We start from the raw sequence: 1,044 nt of genomic DNA on the forward strand, positions 1-1,044 counted from the left end.
CTAAATCCGTAGCTTCTAGCGTGGAATGTGGCTTCATGTGCTGGCTCTAAAGCGTATTTAACTAGGCATTGATACGCTCTGTCGGCTATTGTAGGTACTTTTAGTAGTCTGGTTGAGCCATCCTTTTTGGGGATAGGAATTTCTCTCAAGCCTTGATGTTTCCAAGTCTTTGTGTGTTGTTTGAGATTTTTCTCTAATTGGAATCGTTCCTTGAACGTTAAAGACTTTTTGCCATCTATACCAGCCGTCTTTTTACCAGCATTGAGTTGAGTTACTTGTCTAATCGCTAGCATTCTTGCTGCGTATGAAGACAGAACGAGTTTTTGAAGATTTATAGCTTTTGCCTTGTCACCTTCTCTAATCGCTTTGAATATTCTCTTTTGTAGGCGGAATAAAATCTTCTGGAATTGTTTCCAGTTGAGATTTTCCCAATCATCGCTATAGTTTGTGCTATGCATCATAATGTTTCCTACTCGATTGAACATCCTCTGATTTCCTTTTGGGAATTACCCCTCATCCTACCCTCTGCTTGGTCTTCCGCTACTCGTCTAGCCTATTCAGGTTTTCGACCCCTGAAACCAAGTATCAGAGTTTTTATTCGTTCCGTTAGACAGATTGTCTGATGTTTTAGGGCGGTTCAATTTGCCTACTACCTCCTCGGAGAAACAGCTAATAAGGTTTTTTGCTGTGAGAATCTTTCGGTAGTGAAGTCCATATGTTTATTCAGATTATGGCTTGCCAATAAGACACTTTTCTAGAACCTGTTTACCCATTACATCTCCCTGTTAACGCCAGTGTTGCTATCTGCTTTGATTTCAACTGATTGCGTCCTGTTGCACGCTTAGGTCTGATAGATTCCGAGCTATCTCGCCTGTGCCAGGTAAGGAGTCCCTGTTCTCTTCAGGGGGAGGACTCGAACCTCCATCTATCTTAACGAGCCTCTGCTCGATAACAGTTCAGGCTACTTGTGGTTTTTGACCCACCATCGCCTGGAAGCCTCTACTTCTCTAGTTTCTAGAGCTTCGCAGCTTCAACGAATCGCAC

The 1,044-nt window shown here is 42.8% G+C and carries 1 protein-coding gene; it reads right to left on the bottom strand.

Features of this window, described 5'->3' with window-relative positions; translation table 11 throughout:
- On the bottom strand, nucleotides 1-461 hold a 461-nt coding region (locus tag H1P_RS33690; RefSeq protein ID WP_246142069.1), incomplete at its 3' end, for a reverse transcriptase N-terminal domain-containing protein.
- Between the last annotated feature and the right edge of the window lie 583 nt (nucleotides 462-1,044).

Origin of the sequence: Hyella patelloides LEGE 07179, from assembly GCF_900659865.1 — a bacterium.
GTDB lineage: Bacteria > Cyanobacteriota > Cyanobacteriia > Cyanobacteriales > Xenococcaceae > Hyella > Hyella patelloides.